This window comes from Solibacillus sp. FSL K6-1781 (assembly GCF_038630735.1).
GTDB lineage: Bacteria > Bacillota > Bacilli > Bacillales_A > Planococcaceae > Solibacillus > Solibacillus silvestris.
In genome coordinates this window covers 2,793,998-2,815,045 of the sequence record NZ_CP152038.1, presented here as the reverse complement: position 1 = coordinate 2,815,045, position 21,048 = coordinate 2,793,998, and the positions used below count along the sequence as shown (strand labels likewise).

Sequence of the window (21,048 nt, the reverse complement as noted above, 5' to 3'; positions counted from 1 at the left end):
AACTTATCAATTGTTCTCTTCCGCTTCAAGACGCGCAATCGTAGCGCGGATTGACTCAATCTCCAGACGGATTTGCTCCATTTTATCAGTTAAAGTTGAAAAGGTTCTGGAAAATTGAGTATTTTGGATTTCTTCATAGCTAGCGACAATACCGTCGATTCGGATGTCATCGAATCGTGCAGCTAAAGTCCCTTTCCATGTAGCTGAAGTAAGTTCTGGCTTTGTCATAAGATGCTGATTGCTTGAGAACTCACTTTGCTTTCCGGTTAATTGACCATTGCACGTTTGTAAACGGTTCAAATCATTTTGCTTTTTATTTAACAGAGCATACCAGTACGCTAAAGACATTCTATCACCTCTCAATTAATTGGTTTAGTCTTTTGAAATATGGGTACCTATATAGAGTAAATAATTGGTTTTATAGCAAATTGTAGGAACTATTATATAATACCACTTAAATATATCACAAAGAAAATAACATAAAATGATATACTTTGCTTATTTTATTCCAAAAAAATTAGTATAAAATTCCTCTTTTGCTATATTCTTATTGACCTTATTTACGAAGGTTCTATAGAATGATATTGAAAATGAGGATTGTTAAATTTTGTGAATTTGACTGCGGAATTTAATAATGCCAAAAAGGAGAGAACTTCATGTCAGGAATTATTCGTGTTACCCCAGCAGAACTAGAGGCAATGTCGAATCGCTATGGGAGTGAAAGTGCTCAAGTAGAAGAACAAATTTCGCGTTTAGATAACATGATTCAGGAACTGCAGTCAATGTGGGAAGGTGAATCAAGTCGCGCATTCGCGGATCAATATGCAACTTTACGTCCATCAATTCAAGATATGCAACGCCTTTTACAGGATGTTTCAGTTCAACTGAAAAATACTGCACATGCTCTTGCAGATGCAGATCGTCAAATTGCAGGACAAATTCGCGGCTAAATTTCATCGGTGTTTAAGATTCAAAGAGCGTCATATTCGGATGAAGGCGCTCTTTTTGTTTTTGCTGACCGATTTGCCCAAGTTATACGCTATGTTGCAGAAGAATGTGTTGAGGTGAAGGATATGTACATAGAAGTTTCAATAGATTTAAAACAGTATAACGGGGAGTGCTTCGATCTTCGTCTATCAAACTCTTATTCCGTCAAAGAGTTAATTGAAATCGTTTGGCAGGTAAAGTCGATTCCCTATCCACCGAAAGAAGGGTTCTGGGTACGAAATACAAATAAGCAACGAGTTTTATCCGGGAATGACCTCCTGGTGAACAGTGGCATTACAACAGGTGATCGATTAGAAATTTTGTAAGGAGTCATGGAGATGACAGATAAAAAAACATCCTATTTAGAAAAACAGTTAGAGGCGGCCCTCAAGTTTGAACAGGACAAGATTGTATTAAGGTTTCAACGTGAAAAAATTAAATTAGCTAATGAACTGGAAATTACGTTATTGCAAGAAAACAATCCTTTCATTGAGAAAAACATCACGTTAACAGAAGATGAATTAATTTTTACATATAAAAAAGAACCGAACTTTATGACATTCGGTAAATTACGAACATTAGATGAAAGAAGTCGATGGATGTTTGCATCAAAGGTATTAAGGTTTATCATGCTACACCAGTCAAACCGGCTTCATCTCATTGTTTGTCCTGAAAATATTCTCATAGATGAAAGTTTGACTGCTTATTTTCTGCATTATGGAGTAAAAGAGAGTATCCCTCCTTATGAAAGAAATAAGGAACGACTTTGGGCTGAAACAAAAGCAATCATTGCCGCCGCGGTACAGCCAAAATATAAGTTTGACCAATATATTCAGTTCTCCAAGTCAATTGAATTAAGTCCGGTGGCAGTAAAAATAATGGAAGCGAAAGACGAACAAGAACTTTTGACCATCATCCAAGATCAGCTGCAGCTGCTGGAAAAAGAAGCGAAAAAATATACAAAAATTGCAAAAACAAAATGGAATTGGGTGAGGTATAGTCTGATGGGGCTTCTATTAGTGTTATTGCCGTTAGGAATCTATACCGGATACGCAGCTCTCGTAATACAGCCGCAACAAGAAGCGTATGTAGCTGTACAAGCACCGTACATCCAAGGAAATTACAGTGAAATTATCGATCAGCTTGCACAGTATGACGTTGAAAAAATGCCTAACGTGATTCAGTACGAGTTATCGCTTGCCTACATTGTTAATGAAACTTTGACGGAAGAGCAAAAGGAAAACGTCTTAAAGACCATTACACTGCAAACAGATCCGGATTATTTTAAGTACTGGATTTACATTGGCAGGGGACAGGCAGAGGAAGCGTTAACGGTGGCGCGGCAATTGGAAGATTTAGATTTGATTATGCTTGCGCTGTTGCATTATGAAGAATCGATCAAGGCTGACCGAGAATTAGACGGCGAAGAGCGCGAACAGCTGCTTGACAAAGTTCAAACAGAAATAAACGAAGTGACAAAACAGCTTGAAGAATTAAAAGAAGCGCTGGAATCTGAAGATGTGAATACAGATGACGGAAAAGATTCCGTTTCAAAGCAAGAGCAGGAAAAAGCAGAAGAAAAAAATACAGTTCCTGAAAGTACGAACGAAGCAAAAGCGGAGAAGACTGCCCAGCCGGAAAAAACTAAGGAAACGGGAGCCGAATAACTTCAGTTAATGTTCTTCAAACCGAAAATTGTAAAAACACTTTCGAAAAAAACATTACATGATTAGGAAATCCCTAATAGAAGGTGATTTGATGAGTACACTTATATTTTTCTATGACAACTATTATCAGTCCATAGATTTAAATCAACTAAAAAAGAATTCCATTACAGTAGGGAATAATTCATCTGATACTGTAACAATCCAAAGCATTCCATTTACAGATGGCCCGCTCCAGATTACCGAGGATTCCTTTGGTTTTACGGTAAAACAGAATGGAAGCCAGCTTGGAAAAGTGAATCCTAAGCAATTTTTTGAGTGGAAAGACAGTACCGGCAAAAAAATGCTGAAAATCATTCTCTTTCTTTCAAGACCTTCAAGTGAGACGTATTTTGTAGGGAATAGAACGGAAATTTCTCTTTCTACAATAGGCGGTCAGGCAGACGTTGTTTGGCAATCTGAAGCTGAAATCCAGCAGCAGTCTTTTTCACTGCTGAAGGTGGGGCAACAATGGATTGCTGAACTTCCGGAAAATACTATGCTCTACATAAATGGACAAAAAAAGCAGTCAACTAAGGAAATCCAAATCGGAGACTTGATTTTTACACCATTTATTTTCTTTCGTCTAGTGGAAGAGGATGTTCTGGAAGTGACGAGCTTCGAAAAGTTTGAAACAATATTTTCGAGTATCAGCGAACCTGAATCAGAAATGAAAAAGAAATACCCGATATACAGAAGAACGCCAAGAATGGTCTATGAACTACCGAAAGAAAAGGTTTCACTGTCATTTCCTTCACAGGAGAACGACCCGTCAAACCGTGGTTTATGGCTCATCATTTTACCGCCGCTTGTCATGCTGATTGTGATGGGGATTGTAGCGGTTATTCAACCACGCGGCATTTTTATACTGATTACGATGGTAATGTTCGTCATGACGCTCATTACATCAACCGTGCAGTATTTTAAAGACCGTGGCAATGAAAAGCGCAAGAAAGAAAGACGTATTCGTATCTATACGGCCTATTTGGAAAATAAACGGCAAGAGTTGCAACAGCTGTCCGAAAAACAGCGCTTTACAATGGAGTTTCACTTTCCTAAATTTGAGCGTATGAAATATTTGACGAATCAGATTTCCGACCGGATTTGGGAACGTTCCTTGGAAAGTAATGATTTTCTGCAATTACGTTTAGGAACAGGAATCGTTCCTTCTAGCTTTACCATTGCCTTGAACTCGAATGATATGGCCAATCGCGAAATGGACGATCTAATCGAACAATCCCAAAAACTTGAAAAAGTATACAAAGAGATTTCAGATGTCCCTGTTATAGCGAATTTGGCAAAAGGACCGATTGGACTAATCGGGAAAGAGCGAATTGTAAAAAAGGAAATTCACCAAATTATAGGCCAGCTTGCATTTTTCCACAGCTATCATGATTTGCGCTTTGTTTTTATTTTTGATGAAGCCGATTATGAGAACGTTGAATGGATGAAGTGGCTGCCGCATTTCAATATTCCGAATATGTATGCACGCGGGTTCATCTATAACGAGAAAACCCGGGATCAGCTGCTGTCAACGATTTACGAAATGATTCGCGAGCGTGATATTAAGGAGAACAAAGAAAATCTCCGTTTTACTCCGCATCTTGTTTTCATCATTACAAACCAGCAGTTAATCTCTGATCATGTCATTTTGGAATATCTTGAAGGTGATCATAAAGACTTGGACATCTCAGTCATTTTTGCAGCAGATGCAAAGGAAAGTTTGTCGGACAATATTCATACTCTTGTTCGATACTTAAATGATACAGAAGGCGACATATTAATTCAGGATAAAAAAGCGGTAAATATTCCGTTTAAACTTGATTCCCACCGTCAGGATAATAATGAACATTTTGCCCGACTATTAAGGACACTGGATCATCAGACAGGGATGACAAATTCAATTCCTGAAAGTGTAACGTTCCTTGAAATGATGGATGTGAAAGAAGCCGATGAACTTCAAATTGGCGATCGCTGGATGGAAAATGAATCCTCCAAGTCCCTTGCTGTACCAATCGGCCTGAAGGGAAAAGATGATCTTGTGTATCTGAATCTTCATGAGAAAGCACATGGACCTCATGGATTATTAGCCGGTACAACAGGGTCAGGGAAAAGTGAATTTTTGCAGACCTATATTTTATCATTGTCTGTTCATTTTCATCCCCATGAAGTTGCATTCCTGCTGATTGACTATAAAGGCGGAGGGATGGCGCAGCCGTTTAGAACATTACCGCATCTTCTAGGGACCATCACAAATATTGAAGGTAGCGTGAACTTTACGATTCGGGCACTTGCCTCGATCCGCAGTGAACTGAAGCGTCGTCAACGTCTTTTTGACCGCTATAACGTGACCCATATTAATGACTATACAGGATTAGTAAAGCTACAACTTGCTGAAGAACCTCTGCCGCATCTGTTTTTAATTTCGGATGAGTTTGCGGAGCTGAAAAATGAAGAACCTGATTTCATTCGTGAATTGGTGAGCGCGGCTCGTATCGGACGTAGCCTGGGAGTACATCTGATTTTGGCAACACAAAAGCCAGGCGGGGTCATAGATGATCAAATATGGAGTAATGCCCGCTTCAAAGTGGCATTAAAGGTTCAGGATGCAAACGACAGTAAGGAAATTCTTAAAAGCGCCGATGCCGCATCCATCACTGTTACCGGCAGGGGCTACTTGCAAGTTGGCAACAATGAAGTTTACGACTTATTCCAATCAGCATGGAGTGGTGCTCCATATCAATCCGAGCACATTGGCGGGGAAGATGAAGTTGCTATTGTAACAGATTTAGGGTTGATCCCATTATCAAATATAGCCGCAAAAGAAAGTAAACAAAAAGGGCTTTCCGAAATCGAAGCAATCGTAGACAAAATTAAAGAAACCCAGGAAATGTACAACATCGAAAAGCTGAAAAGTCCTTGGCTGCCTCCACTTGCAGAACGATTGCACAAAAACGGCATTACATCAGAAATTCAGGAACATATTGCAATGGCCTTCGTCGATGAACCGGAAAAACAAAGTCAATCGCCATATTATTATCGCGTGATGGAAGACGGGAACTTAGGTATTTTTGGTTCAACTGGTTACGGCAAATCAACTACCGTGCTGACATTATTATTAAATATTGCGGAAAATTACAGTCCTGAGGAAGTCCATTATTACTTGATGGATTTTGGGAACGGTTCATTGCTGCCATTAAAACAACTTCCGCATACAGCTGATTTCTTCTTAATGGAAGAAGGGCGCAAAATGGATAAATTTATGCGAATGGTTCGAGATGAAATTGCAAGAAGAAAACAGCTGCTTCAGCAACTGGAAGTAGGCAATATCAAGCTTTATAACCGCATTGCAGATAAAAAGCTGCCACTTATCTTTGTTGTTGTAGAAAATTTTGATTTCATTAAAGATGAAATGCCGGATATGGAAACATACTTCAACCAATTTGTCCGGGATGGACAGTCTTTAGGCATTTATATGATTTTCACGGCGACCCGTATTTCTTCGATTCGTCAAGCGGTCATGAACAACCTCAAGACGAAAATTGTCCATTATTTAATGGATCATAGTGAAGCCTATACAATCCTCGGGAAAACCGCTTTAGTACCTGAAGCAATACCGGGTCGGGCAATTATTAAAAAAGACGAAGCAAACTTCTCGCAACTTCTGTTGCCGGCAAACGGGGATAATGATTTCGAAGTAATTGAAGGTATTAAAGAAACTGTAAAGATATTAAAAGAAAAGTATAAGGATCATATTGGACCATCACCGATTCCGATGCTTCCAACTAATTTAACCGTGAAACAATTAGCTGAATACAGCGGATTAATGGGTCAGCAGCATTTATATCCGATAGGTCTGGATGAAGAATTTGTTCGACCTGTCGTAGTGAATTTCCTGACGAACAAGCACCTTCTGATTATGGGACAAGCCCAAAAAGGAAAAACAAATGTGCTTAAAGTATTGTTGACGAATGCAGTAGAGAACAACGTCCTGCATATCGGCGTTTTTGATTCGTTTGACAGAAGTCTGGCTATGTTTACCGACAATGAATCGATTTCGTATTTGGAATCTAAAGATGATGTGGAAGAATGGATAACGCAAATAGAAGGGCAGCTTTCAATACGTGAGATGACTTATGCCAATTCGGCGATAGCTGAGCGCAAAACGTTGCAGTTTACACCAATTTTGCTGGTTGTCGATGATTATGCCCGTTTCAATTCGGGCATTGATGCAAAATTGCAGGAACGGATTACAAAGTTGATGAAAAATGCTGGCTATTTAGGGTTCAACTTCATCGCATCAGGAAATTCTACAGATTTAACGAAGGGATACGATGTGTTAACTACGGAAGTGAAGCAAATTCGCCAGGCAGTTCTATTAATGAAAAAATCTGATCAAACATTGTACACGCTTCCTTATGACCGTAAAGAAGAAGAGATACAAGCAGGGTTTGGCTATTATGTCCTAAACAATAAAGAAACGAAAATCCAAATACCACTTTTTGATAGTGAAAGGAAGATCTATTCATGACGGCTCAAAAAAAGCTCATGTTAAAAATCATAATCGTCATGATTTTGATAGTAGGAGCACCTGTCCTTTATTTTATGGCAATCGGAGAAAATCCGTTTTTCGATTCATCGAATGGAACGAAAAAAGTCGCGGTTGTCAATGAAGATACAGGTTCAAAAAAAGAAGAAAGTTCACTGGAATTCGGAAAAGAAGTGCAGCCGATTCTATCGACGGATTCCGAATATGAATGGTCTGTTGTCAGCAGAAGCGCAGCCGAAAAAGGGCTGACAGATCGAGAGTACGATGCGGTCGTATATATCCCTTCGAATTTCTCGGAAAACATCATGACATATGAAGAGCAACAGCCGGTAAAAGCGGAGTTTAAGTATACTGTTTCCGGTCAGCTGAACGCGGCAAACCGTGAAAAAGTATTGCGAGAAATTGACAATGCAACTGCAAGAGTTAACGGGAAAGTCGCAACATTATACTGGAGTTATGTATCTCAGGATTTGGAGAAAGTACGAAATGAATTTGATACGATTCTTCAAAAAGAGATGGAGTTTTTAAATACGATTTCCAACTTTTATCGGCCGAATTTAGCAAGCGTAGTTGGTGATATTGAAAGTCAAAAGAGCCTGCTCGATAATTTGGCTGCCACTGTTAAAGACACTCCGATTGAGGGGAATATCGAAAACGCAGGTGAATTTGAAGGGCTGCTGGCACAATTTGTTACCTATGTGGATACATATCGAGAGTATCACAGTACACAGCCGCAGCTTTTACAACCGTTGCAAAATGCAAATACGGCCTCAATCATCGCGCTGAAAAGTGAGCATGACCCCCGCTATGTGGAAGTAAAATCGTATTTAATGGAGCATAATGAAAAGTTCAATTCCGATGTACAAAAATTGGAGAATCAGCTGGCCAAAAATAAAGATAATGTTAGAAATTTATCGGATGAAGTAGTCGTTCAGCGTAATGAGATTATCAGCCTCCTGAAGCAAGTAGAAGGGGAGCTATTAGTGCAATACGAAAATCAAGTGATTGGTCTAAAGAATCAGCTTGATGCTAGTACCCCTACAGCAGATCCGACAACACAAGCGAAAAATGGTAGCGGCAAAGTTACAGACAATACAAATAACTTTATCGCTACATCAAAAATTATAGCGCTTGATTCGGAACGCGAAAAACTGCTCGGCTTAGTCCAGAACATGAATTCACTGAAACAGGAAGTGGGTGCTACAGCGGTAAATTCGGGCGAAACGACACCGGAAGCCGCAGTTAATGCAAGTGCTACTGCAGCAGTAAACGAAAAGCTTACACAAATTTCATCACAGATGACAACAATTGAAGCAAATATCCAGCATATCCAACAGCAGGAAAAACAATTGCAGGAACAATTTGTACAATCTCAAAGTGAATTGGTTAAAGAGACAGTAGTTGAAAAAAAACCAACCTTCGAAAATGCAACAGCCGTAATCGAAGAAATCGAGCGTAAAGAAGCGGAAATTATGGCGCTGCCTATGATGAATAACGGTAAAATAGAGCGTCTGAAAAATGTTTTCTCGAAATCTATCGGAAGTAACAATACGACTAAGCTGATGGAATATTACGGTGCACTGGCCCAGTATGAAGCGGTCGTGCAAACGAACTTAAGCGAAGAATCCAACTTTAAGGAGATTTCATCGCATGTCAATACGATTTTAGGCATCAATGATCGGGGAACGACTATTTTAGATGAATTGCAAATGGACGTTCCCGCTTCACAAAACCAATTAGCAACTTTGGAAAAAGGAGTTAATTCTTTCTTCCTGACGTATATGGAAAAAGTCGATGCAGACTATGAAGCGATTTCTGCACAGCTGGATGCAATTGAGACAAGTGCGGACAGTATGCAGCAAAGCCTTGATGCCTTTATTGCCGGATCTGAAGAAGTTGCCACGCCGCCAGCTGACGGCAGCAGCCTTGTCACGAATCAGCAAAGCATCAGTCAAAACTTAATGGCGATGAGTAATGCAATGAACAGTATTATGGCAAACCAGGACAACATTATCTCGGTTACAAATGACTTGGAATCAAAAGCGAAGAACGTCAACGCAGATACAGAGGAATTGAATTACAAGTGGAATGAAAATGTGGTGACGACAGAAAAGTACCGGAACGCGATCCATGATGTACTTAACAATGCATTTATCGATGGACAAAGGAACGGCCATATCTACAATCATTTATCAACACCGCTTGCGGCGAAAAGCTTGAATTCTTCCGTGCAGGAAAATAAAATACCGCCCGTAATTGTACTCGTAATTGTTCTGGTCAGCGGACTATTAATCGGCTACTTCTGCTACTATTTAAAAAATAATAAACGAAGTGTGCGCATTGCATTGTTTGCTTTGCTTAATCTGATTGTCGGACTAATTATCAGTATGTACGGAATGGATATTTATTCGTTAAATGAAACGAGCTCGATTGAGTGGACGATATTCACAATTTTATTATTAACAGCAGTTTCCACAATTATTTTTGCCGGCTTTTCAGTGGGCCCGCTAATTGGGTGGTTTGTAACCGTTGCAGTAATTGTATTCTTTGTCACACCAATGCTGACACTTCTGGCTTCCAATATTGATTATGAGGATCCGATGTCGAAGGTGTACTTATCGATTCAATATGGTCCGGAGTCACTGATTATTTCTGCAAGTATTGTGCTTGCACTTCTCATTGGGGTTTTTGCACTTGTACCACTCATTGTAAGCAAAATTAAAAATCGTAAAATCGAACAAGATGAGGAAACGATTTATGAAATGTAGGAAATTAGCAGTTGTTTTTGGATTTGGTATATTAATGGGAGTCGGATTCGAAATTGAATCCGGCTTTCCGTTAAATTTAGAGACAAAGCAAGTGTCTGCAGCTACTGAATTGAATAACCTCAATCCCAATGAATTTAAAGAAAAAGAATTTAAAGACAACAAAGAGTATCTTCATAATGAATCCCTGCTGGACAACCGGAAAAATATCCGGGAGGAGCAAAAACAGTTGAATTTCAAGCCAAAAGTATTAGAACGAAACGAGAAAATAAAGGAAGAGCTTTTTATAAGTGATTTTAAAGAACGGAAAACGATTGCTTACGATTCGATGAAATATGGTCTGTTTTCAAATGAAAGAGAAATAGTGAAAACCAAAATAACCGAATCGATTCCTGATGACGACAGCAAAAGCAATGGGCTGCAGTTTTTCTATATCGGTCTCTTGATAGCTTGTATATTCGTTGTCTTGTTATGGCTAGTCCCGAAAATGGTACAGGGTGATAAAAGCTAACACATAAGAAGCAAACAAACGGAAAGGAGAGAAGGAATATGTCGAATGAAGTGAAAGTTGTATATGCGGATGTTGAAGAACAGCTGGGAGTAATGGAGAATGCTGCGTCAACACTGAAACCTAAAGCAGAATCGCCAATTGAAGGGAATATGTTGGATGTTGTTACAAAATTAAACGAGCTGTCGCTGCAATTGGAACAGGTTTTAACAAGCTACCAGGCTGTGCTGCAAAATAATATTCAAACAACGGAAAATTCTGTGCAATATTTAAAAGAGCAGGATCAGCGGATATCAACAACTATTAACGGTGCCGCTTCTAGTCATGGGAGGCTGATGGAATAATGAAAGTATTGGATGCAGAAAACTTTCATAGCGGTCTTGCGCGCAGTATAACCATGCTGACTAGACTTGATACCGAAATGAAAACAATTGAGACATCGATACAGGGACTTATTCAGCTTGAGGAATCTTTAAAAGGGCAAGGTGGGAATGCAATACGTACATTTTACCGAGATTGCCACATGCCCTTTTTACAATTTTTTTATCTATTTAAAAACAGTTTTCAGGAAGTTCTTCAGCAAACAGAAGCCGCGTTAACCAGCCTCGAACCAGATCAAAGCGGCTATATTCAACAAACATTTCTTGAAACGGGTGTTGAACAAGGTTTGAATAATGCGAAAGAAACTGCGGAGGGCCTAACAACTGAAGCGAATGGAATTATGGACAATGTGGCAGATATTGTTTCATTGCCGAAACTCAATGATTCTGCAGTACAAAGCGAAATCAAGGCTGCCAAAAACCACCGGGATACAACAATTGAAAATTTAATGATGTTTGACAATAGCCAAACAGCTGTGCTTGCAGGAGTGGAAAGCGATCTAGCGGCGATGAGTACTTGGATTAAAGACCTTGAAACGATGATTACAGATGGGTTGACCGATGTGAATTTCCCTGCTGAACATTGGGCGCAATATGCTTCAACGACAGCCCTTCTAACAAATTTAACAAGCCGAACAAATCCAGTCGAAGAAGTGACAGAAGAGCCTGTAGAGGAAAAACCGGGCGATGTCACATCTGCAGACGAAACCGTTATGGGACATAAAGAAGATGTAGGGAATGCAAAGAAATTTAATACCGCGGTCAATGGCGCAGTTGAAAGCTTTGGCATGTTCATGGCAGGGAAAAACGGCGGACTGAAAATGGAGTTGGTGCGTGATGCGAGAACAGGCCGAAATGTATACCGTATGCTTGCCAGTGAACGTGCCCTCCATTATTTACGTGTAACACCGGATGCAAAAGCAATGCGCGAGTTTAATTATAAATTGCCAAAAGGAAATAAAGCATGGAAACCAAAACATTACCAGCAGCAGGCAAATAATCGGGCAACCTTAAAGTTTGCTACGCAAAAAAAGGGACAATCAGGCTGGTCCAAAGTTGGGGAAGCTGCCTTAAAAGAGCATTCATCGCTAAAATACTGGAATGATCAAGCGACCATTGCCGAAAAAGCCAAAACGGTTGGTAAAGCTACTGTAGCAGGTGCGGGTAAGTCATTCAAAGATGCTGTAGATGTAAAAGGGATTTTTACCAATGGGGCTGCAAAAGGATTTACAAAAGCACTTGGCCCTGTATCGGCCGGTCTGAACTACTACAGCAATTACCATAATGCAAAAGATGACGGGCTAACAGGAGCCGAGGCCCATACACGTGCCACAGTGGATACGGCAATCGATACAGCGGTGGGCGGTGCGGTACAAGCTGCAAGTGTTGCATTATTCACAGCCGCTGTTCCAATTCCGGGTGTCGGTACTGCTGTTGGTGTTGCAGTCGGAATCTTCGCCAATACGCTTCTTAACAAAAAAGACAAAAAAACAGGGGAATCGGCCATGGATAAAATTAAAGGCTGGTTCCACTGATGAATATGGAGGTAATCACCGCATGCTAAAAAAACTATCAGAACAAGATTTCGCAGTATTACGAGGACCGCTGGAGTCTGGTAGACAAAGTCCGAATTCGTTGGCATCTGTGCTTGTATTAGGCATTTTCCTGCAGGCACTGTTTTTCTATCTAACTTATAATATTGCAGGTAAATACACAATCTATCCAAATTTCGAATGCATTAAAACAATTCATATGTGGCTTACAGGAATCATTATTTTATTGTCCCTTCTATTCGCTATTCCTGTCGTTTTTAATAAGATGGAGAAGCTGCAGTACTTCCTGTCGATTATTATGACACAAAATTTTTCTGTATTTTTATTCCTTGCCCCGTTATTTCTTTTAGGGGAACAGGACGCTGCAACAGTTGAATCGCTACTAAATTTAACATGGATTACACTTTCAATTGCAGGTGTATTGTTTATTGCTACGTGGATCCGCTTTTATTTACTTCTAAAAAAAGGTCATTACCGTGCAGGGTCAAGAAACGAGGAAATGCGTGGGAAATTTGAAACGAAATCGTATATTCCAATTGCAGTCATCGGCAGTACAGCGCTTGTTTTTCTTATCCAATTTGTCATGAAAACAGGTTCGTCCGATTTATTTGAAACAATCATGCTAGTCTTTTTACCATTCGGTATTTTTTATACACTCATTTTCGTATTGCCGGAGCAGCTTGTTATACTATATTGCAAAATCAGATTTAAAAGCTTCAACTTTGATATAAACGGTTATCTGAACACGGAAAGAGCAGCCAAAAATACTAGAAAAGTAAAACAAAGTTAGGGGGACTCAGTCATATGGAGATTCGCGGATTGCATTTCGATCATTTAATTATGTTTCGTGTGAGAGATCAAAAAGAGAACTGGCTTGAAGGAATAAAAGTAATGGAAGATTTTCCGTTAAATCATGAAGTGTATAAAAATGGGCCGGTGCTTTTCTCGTTTGAAGAAGAGGAAGATGGGGAAGGTTTGTTTACTTATTTTATGCCGATTAATACGGAAATCGAATTTGAAGAAGGGATTACCGATTTCGCCTATTTAAATCAATACCAATTGAATCAATCTCTGTTATTGCGCCATGCACAGGAAGAATTCGATTTCAGGACTGCTTATGAGAAAGTAAAAGCGTATGCAGCAGCAGAAAATCTTTCCGTAGAGGATTCATATATCTGTGTACTGTTAAATGTTTACGGAGAATATATCATTGATTTGTATGTCCCATTGAAAGAATGGAGCGAAGTGCAATGATTATAGAAAACCATCAAATTGCATACAGAAATGTAGCTTCAAAATATTATAATTTTGTCCCGGAAGAAATTGATCTGGCTTTCCAAGATTTTGATCAAATTTTATCGAGTCATGGATACAATACAGCCGATGTCATGTTTTTTTCTATTATCAGTGACCCGACCGCATCCGTTATGACTGCTGAAATTTTCCGGCCGATCGAAGAGAATGAAATTTCGCAAATAAGTTCTGAAGAAGATGTTAATTTCAGAAGCTATTTTTCAATTAATGGCATGCTGATGACGCGGATTACCGATCAATTTGATGAACAATCTCAAGTAAAGTTTTGGGAACTGGCGGAGCACATACAACAACATAATTTCTCGCAGAGCAGCCCTTACTTTGTAGAATACAAACGCAGTCATTCCGGGGCAACATATGTGGAAATGAGTGTCGGAGTAAGGTGAAAAACGGAGGCCAATTCAAACGTAATGAATAAAAAGATGGTGATAAATTGAAGGTATTGGATGTAAATGAGTTTCAGCAAGGACTTGAAAGAACTGTTAATCAGTTAACCCGCCTGGAAAGTGAAATGAAACAAATTGAAAGTGCTGTTCAAGGTCTCACACAATTAGAAGAATCGCTAAAAGGTCAAGGTGGAGAAGCATTACGTGCATATTACGAGAGTTGCCATTTGCCATTCCTCACATTTTTCAATACCTTTAAAAATAGCTTTACTAGTGTTCTTCAAGAGATGAAAACAGCCCTTTCATCGCTTGAACCGGATTCATCAGGCTTTATTCGCCAAGCAGCATTGGAAGGTGAAATCGAGCAAGGCCTTAATCGTGCCAAACAAGTAACAGAAGAGCTGACAGACGAAGCCAATAATATCATGGACCAAGTGTCAGATATCGTGAGCTTGCCAAAATTGGATGATAGTGAAGTCCATCTGGGTGTACATGACGCGAAACGCCATCGGGACGAAACCGTTGAAAAACTCATTGAATTTGACGTATCCCAAACCGATGCATTAACGACAATTCAAACAGACCTGATGCATATGAAAACATGGATTACCAACATAGAAACGATGATGACAGAAGGGGTAACAGATGTTAACTTCCCGGCAGAACAATGGCAGTCATTCGCTAGTCAGAATCCGTTAATGATTGCACTGGCCTATCGTACGCAATCGTTGGATCAAGTGATTAATATGAATCCACTATTTAATCCTGGAGGAATCGGAGGAGCGAATCCATATACTCTCCCTGGTCTTTATCAAAATGGTCAGCAGCCTTTAGTTACTTTCGGTCTCAGCGGTGCGATGGTTTCAACAAATTTCGTTTCATTTATGAAGCAAAAAGAAAAAGAAGTCGCAAAAGAGCTTTCAGCTACAGCCACAACAGTAGATAATGTGAAAGAAGAGGAGAATGGTTTTCTTAATTTCCTCGGAGACGTCGGAAGTGGCGCTACAAAAATCGGAAAAGGTTTGTTGGATTTCTTAATATTGGACGACGTGAACACGCTAGCTGATAAAGATGCATCATTACTAGATAAAGGAATTGCCGTAGCATCCTTCATTCCAGTAGGAAAAGTTTTGAAAATCCCGAAAGCGATTGATAAAATTGTAGATAGTAATGTGGGTGCGGTTGTTAAGAAGGGCATAGATGAAGATACAGTAACATATAGAAGAGTTCAAGGTGGAGAGGGAACTAAATCAAGCCAGCAACGTGTACAAGTAAATGAAAATGGTTCTATTACAATACCTAATAAAGAAGCTGATTTAAATATTAGTATTGATAAAGGAGAGCACGCACATTATTTTAAACATGAAGTAAGAGGTGGAAATGCTGATATTGTAGAATTTGATGTTCCAAAGTGGTTTGATGATTTCTTAAAAGAAAATACAATACCGCAAACTGGATACAAGTCAAATCCATTAAATCAAGGTGGAACAGCTCCTAAACTCGTAGATCCAACAAAGCCAGGCAATTCATTTGAAGTTCCATCGCCTTGGGTGGAGTGGATAGAAGAGCATGCCAAAAATGGACGTATAAATAAATAGACGGAGCTGAAATATATGTTATTAGAGCCTAAAGCACTTGAGAATATTATTGTAGGGGTATTATTTGATAATCGTTTCAAATGGTACATTTCCCCAAAAGATATTTGGTTTTTAGATAGAGAAAAGTTAGAAGAAGCATATAGAAAGAAATTTAAAGAAATGGGACTTGGAAATATGGGTCCTTTTATCGTAGAGGATGATGAGAGGAAAGGTATAGAAATATTGGATGAGGATTCATATGCAGAATTTGCGCCAAGAATTGCCAAGTATGCTGTTTCAACAAAAGAATTAAGAGAAAGCCTTAAGTTAAATTTACTTACTAAAACGAAAGAGGACACTTTTTATAGTTTTATGCCTTCGTTATACGTAAATTTCGATAAAAGAGAACTGTACTCCCTTTATTCAGAACCAGCTTCCTACGAGGATTTTGTACCTGAAAATTGGGCAGGAGGCTACGAAGATTTTTTACCATTCATAGATAAGGCAGAAAAGTACTGGTATGATGAAAATGAGAGTGTTCTATTAAATTTCGAGAATGACGGAGGGAAGAAATGAGCGAAGATAAAATTAGTATAATGTCGGAAACCTTTGAGAATGAAAAAACGGGTGACCAAGTCGAAGGTATTACAATTATAATTGATGGCAAATTAAAAAGTATGCTAGACATAATTATTGACAAAGAAGACGGCTACAATAATTATACAGAATTGGTTAAGGATTTGATGTTTGCTGGAATTAATCAATATGTTGATAAATATAAAAAGTAGAAGCTACCTTAGTAAACACAAATTAGTATAAGTAAAAACAGCCATCTGATATTTTTAATTGTATAAAAAAGCGAATAATTAATAAGACAAGACCTTGAAGGCTAAACCTTTCAAGGTTTTTATATTTTTAATAAGTTTTATGGTTTAACTATTATCCAATATGTTAATCGAAATCTCATGATGGTAATCGTGCTACACGAAACGACATCGGGACGAAACCGTTGAAAAACTCATTGAATTTGACGTATCCCAAACAGATGCATTAACGACAATTCAAACAGACCTGATGCATATGAAAACATGGATTACCAACATAGAAACGATGATGACAGAAGGGGTAACGGATGTTAACTTCCCGGCAGAACAATGGCAGTCATTCGCTAGTCAGAATCCGTTAATGATTGCACTGGCCTATCGTACGCAATCGTTGGATCAAGTGATTAATATGAATCCACTATTTAATCCTGGAGGAATCGGAGGGGCGAATCCATACACACTTTCGGGTCTTTATCTAACCGGTCAACAGCCTTTAGGTACTTTCGGGCTAAGCGGTGCAATGGTTTCAACAAATTTCGTTTCATTTATGAAGCAACAAAATAAAATAGTCGCAAAAGAGCTTTCCACTACAGCCACAACAGTAGATAATGTGAAAGATGAGGGGAATGGTTTTCTTAATTTCCAAGGAGACGTCGGAAGTGGCGCTACCAAAATCGGAAAAGGTTTATTGGATATCTTACTATTGGACGATGTGAACACGCTAGCTGATAAAAATGCTTCGGGCCTTGATAAAGGTATTGCGTTAGCGTCCTTCATCGCAATAGGAAAAGTTTTGAAAATCCCGAAAGCAATTGATAAAATTGTAGATAGTAACGAGGTGAGGTTGTTAGGAAAAATGATGTTGATGAGGTTGTTGGTAAGGGGAAGGGTGATGCTCCAGTTCCTACCAAACCAGGTGGTGGTAGCAATCCTAAAGACTTTGTTAACCCACATTCTGAAAAACATATGTTTGAGCCAAGTAGACCATCTACTCCTAATAGGTCACAATATGGTGAAGATGTGGATGTAGCCAAGTTAAGGCAAGAAACAATGACTAATCCTGATAAAGCTTATTCAAACTGGCCAAATCCTAACAATCTAAATCCAAACAAAATAACTAAGTATTATAAAGAATTTGACGGAAATATCAGTACACCTGATACACCGACAGGGAGTCATAGGGTATTTGAAAATCTTGTTGATCCAACCAGAAGCTCACATTTTCCATATGTTCCAAGAAAATAACTATTAAGTAGGTGAAATACTTGAGTAATATGTTGTATCATGCATATTTACCTGAAAATCATGAACATCATGTTTCGCTGGAAGAAGTCATGAATGGTGGCATTAAATATTCTACTAAGTCTAATAATAGATATAGTAATGGTGGTAGAGTAAAATTTGAGATAACAGAACTATTAAAACCCTCCAATGCTCCTGCCTGGCTTAACTTTAAAGAAGCAATAGGTGTTGATCTAACCAATCGTTTTTCAAATTCTTTTGGCTTTCCTATATTTACGGATAAAATCTTAGTATTTGATGGTGATATTTCCCTTTCAATCTATGACCAAGCATTCTATGAGGATTTGAAAGACTTTGATGAGGAAGCTTTAAATTTTGATACTGGAGAAACTATTGAATATTGGCTAAAACTATATTGGAAAAGTATGATGACACTTGAAGACTATTTAATAAAGAGGTCTTATCCAAAGCCAGAAGTATTAATTTTTGAATCTGTTCCCAAAGAAATTATTCAACTATGTGAAGAATAGACTTGTACACCTTGATTGGCTAATGCCTTTCAAGGTTTCTTTTTATGGAGGGCTGCGTTAGCATCCTTCATCCCAATAGGAAAAGTTTTGAAAATCCCGAAAGTAATTGGTATGAAGCAACGAAATAAAAAAGTCGTAAAAGAGCTTTCATCTACAGTCCCAACAGTAGATGATATGAAAGAAGAGGGGAATGGTTTTCTTAATTTCTTAGGAGATATAGGAAGTGGCGCTACAAAAGTCGAAAAAATTTTTTTCGATTTCTTAAAACTTCTTGGAAAAAGGCTTTAGAATCAGGCAAAACAGTTGAAGTTAAAATTGAACCTATTTATAAAGTTAATTCTTCCCGTCCTTCAAAATTTGAAGTTGAATACAAAATTAATGGCAAGAAGTATGAAGTTAATTTAAGCAATTATAATGGAGGTAGTTAAATTTGGAGACAAAACAGATGGAAGTCATCTACCAAAAGGTAGCTAATATATTAGTTGAGATGATACCAGAAGAATGGGAAAAGATTTTATTATATGCTGAGGTAAGAGAGGGGTTTTCTCAAGTATTTTTTTATTACTATCCAGTAAATCAGGAACAACCGGTATATAGTTTAGATATTGTTGATGTGTTTAATATTGATAAACCTCTGCATAGAAAATTAAAACAAGAACTGTATGACTGTTTTGAAGAACTTTGGAATGAATTTATGGTTCAGGACCAGGAACTATGGACAAGTTTAACATATATTTTGGATAACATGGGGAGAATGAAACTTAATTATGGGTATGATGACATTTCAGAAATTAGTCCAGACGAGAAACAGGATAAATGGGAGGCTGAATATTTAAAGTAATAACAGTAGGTTGATTACTTTAACTTTTTTACTAACTGAGCACTTAATTGTCTGGCACTGGGGACCGTTTTTGAGACAGAAAGAAAACACACTATTTAAACAGCCGTTGCCGGTAATTTACCGGTGACTGGATGTTTAGTTTCGTTTGAATATGGATATTGTTATAATAATCTATATACTCTTCGATGATTCGAGATACACAAGCATTCGTCGTGCTGTGGATTCCATCGAGGTAGAACGTTTCCGAATTTACTGAGGAGTGAAACATTTCGATAGTGGAATTATCAACTGGCGTGCCTTTATGGGACATGCTCATGGTAATTCCTTTTTCTTTGACTTCCTTTTGATACTCATATATGTCAAGTTTATGGGAAATAACAAAAATGGAAAAGCAAAGTTTGAATTCGTAGGTACTAATAATAACGGAGATATTAAGACCTATCAATCTCAGAGTGGCAAAAAGATTTGGAAGACCATTAATGGTGGAAATATTCCAGTGATTAATCCAGCAGATGATGCCAACCTGTCCACATTGTAATTTTATTACTGAAGGATTTGAATCTAGTTCAGAGGTGAAAAAGATTGGAAAATCAAATTGATATATTAAGTAAAGAATATGTTATGGAACATGGGACTAACTTTGACGAAGAGTTATGGTTTACATCCTACAGTGATGAAGTTTTAGATAATCCTGAGGATGAGAATGGGAAACCTTTTACCGGTTTAGCTTATGAATTATACGATAATGGTAACTTGATATACTATACAAATTATGTAAAAGGTTTTATAGAGGGAGAGTTAATAGAGTTTTATAAAAATGGCAATTTAAAATCAGTGAAAAATTTAATTCATGGACAAAGTAATGGTACCGAAAGAATCTGGTATGAAGGTGGAGAATTAAAATTTGAAGGAGAATATAAATTTGGTATAGCTCTTCATTATATAGAATGGGATACTGAAGGTCGTATCATAAAACAAAAACTTTCTCCTACAGAAACAGATTTAAAATTGATTGAATCTTTTTTTTAAAGTGATACTCAATGAAAAAGGTAGATTTAAATAATATGAAATTGATAAATGAATTAACCAATATTCAGAATGAATTGTTACCCAAAGTAAATCTTGAGAATAGCTTTGACGTTAATGAAATCAAAACCATTGCGGGAGTAGATCTAGCTTATTGGGATGTAAATAACACGACGTATGGTACATGCTGTATTGTTATGATTGATTATTCTACAAAGGAAGTTGTCGAAAAAGTATATAGTTATGGAGAAATAAATGTTCCTTATATTTCAGGCTTCCTCGCTTTTCGTGAGTTGCCTTTAGTACTTGAAGCTGCGAAGAAATTATCTAATGAACCTGATTTAAATATGTTTGATGGAAATGGGTATTTACATTATCGTCATATGGGAATTGCTACTCATGCTTCAATGTATTTAAAGAAACCAACAATTGGTGTGGCAAAAAGTTATCTTAAAATCCAAGGTGTAGACTCGATTATGCCAAAAAATATAAAAGGATCTTATACCAATATTGTAATTAATAATGAAATATATGGTCGAACTTTAAGAACAACAGAAAATGTAAAACCCATTTTTATTTCCTGTGGGAACTGGATTGACATAGAAACAAGTACTGAAATTGTTCTGAACTGTATTAATAATATGAGTCGTTTACCTATTCCCGTTAGATTAGCAGATATAGAAACCCATAAAATTAGAAAACAATTAATAGAGAATGATTTGGGAGGATAATCTCTATATACAATAAGACATAATGACTAATAAATAATATTTCAGCTAATAAAGTGTTTTCATAGTAATTAACAAGGAAAACAAATAGATTTTTAAGCACTTGATTGTCTAATTTAGGCGACATGTGCTTTT

Annotated in this window: 21 protein-coding genes and 2 pseudogenes; 21 read left to right on the top strand and 2 right to left on the bottom strand. The window is 37.9% G+C overall.

The genetic code is table 11. The features are described 5' to 3' along the window. Positions 1 to 6: 6 nt before the first annotated feature. Positions 7 to 348, bottom strand: a complete 342-nt coding sequence (locus MHH37_RS14115; protein ID WP_014823200.1) for a DUF5082 family protein — start codon at positions 346 to 348, stop codon at positions 7 to 9. 308 nt (positions 349 to 656) lie between these two features. Between MHH37_RS14115 and MHH37_RS14110 the strand changes: the two genes are divergently transcribed. From MHH37_RS14110 to MHH37_RS14020, 19 genes and pseudogenes are all read left to right on the top strand, one after another. After that, complete coding sequence (locus tag MHH37_RS14110) at positions 657 to 950, top strand: WXG100 family type VII secretion target (protein WP_008405083.1); 294 nt, start codon at positions 657 to 659, stop codon at positions 948 to 950. A 123-nt stretch (positions 951 to 1,073) separates the two neighbouring features. Continuing rightward, positions 1,074 to 1,313, top strand: a complete 240-nt coding sequence (locus tag MHH37_RS14105; protein ID WP_008405084.1) for an EsaB/YukD family protein — start codon at positions 1,074 to 1,076, stop codon at positions 1,311 to 1,313. A gap of 12 nt (positions 1,314 to 1,325) precedes the next feature. Continuing rightward, positions 1,326 to 2,654: a type VII secretion protein EssB gene (gene essB / locus MHH37_RS14100; RefSeq protein ID WP_342573572.1), complete on the top strand. Its 1,329-nt coding sequence runs from the start codon at positions 1,326 to 1,328 to the stop codon at positions 2,652 to 2,654. Between the two features lie 91 nt (positions 2,655 to 2,745). Then, a complete protein-coding gene (essC, locus tag MHH37_RS14095) occupies positions 2,746 to 7,221 on the top strand; it encodes a type VII secretion protein EssC (RefSeq protein WP_342573571.1) in 4,476 nt (1,491 codons plus the stop codon). Then, positions 7,218 to 10,007, top strand: coding sequence for a type VII secretion protein EsaA (gene esaA, locus MHH37_RS14090; protein WP_342573570.1), 2,790 nt, complete (start codon positions 7,218 to 7,220; stop codon positions 10,005 to 10,007). Before essC ends, esaA begins: the two co-directional genes overlap by 4 nt. Further along, positions 9,997 to 10,515, top strand: a complete 519-nt coding sequence (gene essA / locus MHH37_RS14085; protein WP_342573569.1) for a type VII secretion protein EssA — start codon at positions 9,997 to 9,999, stop codon at positions 10,513 to 10,515. Before esaA ends, essA begins: the two co-directional genes overlap by 11 nt. A gap of 38 nt (positions 10,516 to 10,553) precedes the next feature. Next, on the top strand, positions 10,554 to 10,856 hold the full coding sequence (locus tag MHH37_RS14080) for a YwqI/YxiC family protein (RefSeq protein WP_008405092.1): 303 nt from the start codon (positions 10,554 to 10,556) through the stop codon (positions 10,854 to 10,856). Next, positions 10,856 to 12,427 (top strand): LXG domain-containing protein, encoded by a 1,572-nt coding sequence (locus MHH37_RS14075; RefSeq protein ID WP_342573568.1) that lies wholly within the window; start codon positions 10,856 to 10,858, stop codon positions 12,425 to 12,427. The genes MHH37_RS14080 and MHH37_RS14075 overlap by 1 nt, the downstream gene beginning before the upstream one ends. A 22-nt stretch (positions 12,428 to 12,449) precedes the next feature. Beyond that, entirely contained in the window at positions 12,450 to 13,235 is a 786-nt protein-coding gene (locus tag MHH37_RS14070) for an ABC transporter ATPase (protein WP_342573567.1), read from the top strand. A 14-nt stretch (positions 13,236 to 13,249) separates the two neighbouring features. After that, complete coding sequence (locus tag MHH37_RS14065) at positions 13,250 to 13,699, top strand: hypothetical protein (protein WP_008405095.1); 450 nt, start codon at positions 13,250 to 13,252, stop codon at positions 13,697 to 13,699. Then, complete coding sequence (locus MHH37_RS14060) at positions 13,696 to 14,145, top strand: DUF5085 family protein (RefSeq protein ID WP_014823208.1); 450 nt, start codon at positions 13,696 to 13,698, stop codon at positions 14,143 to 14,145. Before MHH37_RS14065 ends, MHH37_RS14060 begins: the two co-directional genes overlap by 4 nt. Before the next feature lie 47 nt (positions 14,146 to 14,192). Further along, on the top strand, positions 14,193 to 15,743 hold the full coding sequence (locus MHH37_RS14055) for an LXG domain-containing protein (protein ID WP_342573566.1): 1,551 nt from the start codon (positions 14,193 to 14,195) through the stop codon (positions 15,741 to 15,743). A gap of 15 nt (positions 15,744 to 15,758) precedes the next feature. Further along, on the top strand, positions 15,759 to 16,298 hold the full coding sequence (locus MHH37_RS14050) for a hypothetical protein (protein ID WP_342573565.1): 540 nt from the start codon (positions 15,759 to 15,761) through the stop codon (positions 16,296 to 16,298). Further along, positions 16,295 to 16,510 (top strand): hypothetical protein, encoded by a 216-nt coding sequence (locus MHH37_RS14045; RefSeq protein ID WP_342573564.1) that lies wholly within the window; start codon positions 16,295 to 16,297, stop codon positions 16,508 to 16,510. Before MHH37_RS14050 ends, MHH37_RS14045 begins: the two co-directional genes overlap by 4 nt. Before the next feature lie 232 nt (positions 16,511 to 16,742). Continuing rightward, positions 16,743 to 16,793: pseudogene (locus tag MHH37_RS14040) on the top strand (hypothetical protein); the annotation flags it as partial. A 9-nt stretch (positions 16,794 to 16,802) separates the two neighbouring features. Then, a complete protein-coding gene (locus MHH37_RS14035; protein ID WP_342573563.1) occupies positions 16,803 to 17,576 on the top strand; it encodes a hypothetical protein in 774 nt (257 codons plus the stop codon). A 244-nt stretch (positions 17,577 to 17,820) separates the two neighbouring features. Continuing rightward, on the top strand, positions 17,821 to 18,318 hold the full coding sequence (locus MHH37_RS14030; RefSeq protein ID WP_332370293.1) for a DNA polymerase III: 498 nt from the start codon (positions 17,821 to 17,823) through the stop codon (positions 18,316 to 18,318). A gap of 87 nt (positions 18,319 to 18,405) precedes the next feature. After that, on the top strand, positions 18,406 to 18,606 hold the full coding sequence (locus tag MHH37_RS14025; RefSeq protein ID WP_041865708.1) for a hypothetical protein: 201 nt from the start codon (positions 18,406 to 18,408) through the stop codon (positions 18,604 to 18,606). Positions 18,607 to 18,748: 142 nt separating this feature from the next. Next, the gene (locus MHH37_RS14020) at positions 18,749 to 19,159 is read left to right on the top strand and encodes an immunity protein YezG family protein (RefSeq protein WP_087615863.1); all 411 of its coding nucleotides are present in this window, start codon (positions 18,749 to 18,751) and stop codon (positions 19,157 to 19,159) included. A 91-nt stretch (positions 19,160 to 19,250) separates the two neighbouring features. On the opposite strand, the pseudogene MHH37_RS14015 reads toward MHH37_RS14020, so the two are convergent. Then, positions 19,251 to 19,514 (bottom strand): annotated as a pseudogene (locus MHH37_RS14015) (IS3 family transposase); the annotation flags it as partial. A 227-nt stretch (positions 19,515 to 19,741) separates the two neighbouring features. On the opposite strand from MHH37_RS14015, the gene MHH37_RS14010 reads away from it, so the two are divergent. Together MHH37_RS14010 and MHH37_RS14005 are read left to right on the top strand one after the other, a co-directional pair. Next, complete coding sequence (locus MHH37_RS14010) at positions 19,742 to 20,188, top strand: hypothetical protein (RefSeq protein WP_342573562.1); 447 nt, start codon at positions 19,742 to 19,744, stop codon at positions 20,186 to 20,188. Positions 20,189 to 20,199: 11 nt separating this feature from the next. Then, entirely contained in the window at positions 20,200 to 20,916 is a 717-nt protein-coding gene (locus MHH37_RS14005; RefSeq protein WP_342573561.1) for an endonuclease V, read from the top strand. Positions 20,917 to 21,048 lie beyond the last annotated feature (132 nt).

Coding starts and splice junctions, on each gene's coding strand:
- MHH37_RS14115 (WP_014823200.1), bottom strand. CDS start 348: ATGTCTTTAGCGTACTGGTATGCTCTGTTAAATAAAAAGCAAAATGAT.
- MHH37_RS14110 (WP_008405083.1), top strand. CDS start 657: ATGTCAGGAATTATTCGTGTTACCCCAGCAGAACTAGAGGCAATGTCG.
- MHH37_RS14105 (WP_008405084.1), top strand. CDS start 1,074: ATGTACATAGAAGTTTCAATAGATTTAAAACAGTATAACGGGGAGTGC.
- essB (WP_342573572.1), top strand. CDS start 1,326: ATGACAGATAAAAAAACATCCTATTTAGAAAAACAGTTAGAGGCGGCC.
- essC (WP_342573571.1), top strand. CDS start 2,746: ATGAGTACACTTATATTTTTCTATGACAACTATTATCAGTCCATAGAT.
- esaA (WP_342573570.1), top strand. CDS start 7,218: ATGACGGCTCAAAAAAAGCTCATGTTAAAAATCATAATCGTCATGATT.
- essA (WP_342573569.1), top strand. CDS start 9,997: ATGAAATGTAGGAAATTAGCAGTTGTTTTTGGATTTGGTATATTAATG.
- MHH37_RS14080 (WP_008405092.1), top strand. CDS start 10,554: ATGTCGAATGAAGTGAAAGTTGTATATGCGGATGTTGAAGAACAGCTG.
- MHH37_RS14075 (WP_342573568.1), top strand. CDS start 10,856: ATGAAAGTATTGGATGCAGAAAACTTTCATAGCGGTCTTGCGCGCAGT.
- MHH37_RS14070 (WP_342573567.1), top strand. CDS start 12,450: ATGCTAAAAAAACTATCAGAACAAGATTTCGCAGTATTACGAGGACCG.
- MHH37_RS14065 (WP_008405095.1), top strand. CDS start 13,250: ATGGAGATTCGCGGATTGCATTTCGATCATTTAATTATGTTTCGTGTG.
- MHH37_RS14060 (WP_014823208.1), top strand. CDS start 13,696: ATGATTATAGAAAACCATCAAATTGCATACAGAAATGTAGCTTCAAAA.
- MHH37_RS14050 (WP_342573565.1), top strand. CDS start 15,759: ATGTTATTAGAGCCTAAAGCACTTGAGAATATTATTGTAGGGGTATTA.
- MHH37_RS14045 (WP_342573564.1), top strand. CDS start 16,295: ATGAGCGAAGATAAAATTAGTATAATGTCGGAAACCTTTGAGAATGAA.
- MHH37_RS14035 (WP_342573563.1), top strand. CDS start 16,803: ATGAAAACATGGATTACCAACATAGAAACGATGATGACAGAAGGGGTA.
- MHH37_RS14030 (WP_332370293.1), top strand. CDS start 17,821: ATGTTGTATCATGCATATTTACCTGAAAATCATGAACATCATGTTTCG.
- MHH37_RS14005 (WP_342573561.1), top strand. CDS start 20,200: ATGAAAAAGGTAGATTTAAATAATATGAAATTGATAAATGAATTAACC.